This window comes from Shewanella sp. AS1 (assembly GCF_021412565.1).
Classification (GTDB): domain Bacteria; phylum Pseudomonadota; class Gammaproteobacteria; order Enterobacterales; family Shewanellaceae; genus Shewanella.
In genome coordinates this window covers 1-240 of the sequence record NZ_JAKCLJ010000172.1, presented here as the reverse complement: position 1 = coordinate 240, position 240 = coordinate 1, and the positions used below count along the sequence as shown (strand labels likewise).

The 240-nt window shown below is 54.2% G+C and carries 1 protein-coding gene; it reads left to right on the top strand.

Annotated elements, in window-relative coordinates:
• A partial coding sequence (locus LZP69_RS16830; protein ID WP_234201766.1) for a putative Ig domain-containing protein occupies window positions 1-240 on the top strand: 240 nt, incomplete at both ends.

Below are 240 nucleotides of genomic sequence, written 5' to 3'. Positions count from 1 at the left end.
CCGGCACCTTCACAGGTACACCTACCAACAGCGATGTAGGTACGACCAGCATTACCGTTACCGCCACCGACAGCCAGGGCGCAACCGTCACGTCCACCTTTAACCTGGTGGTTAACAACGTTAACGATGCACCGGTACTGGATCCCATCGCGCAAGTCAGCGCCAAGGAAGATGGTTCAGTAGTTAATGGCACCATCACCTCAACGGATATTGATGCGAATGACACGGCCACTTACAGCA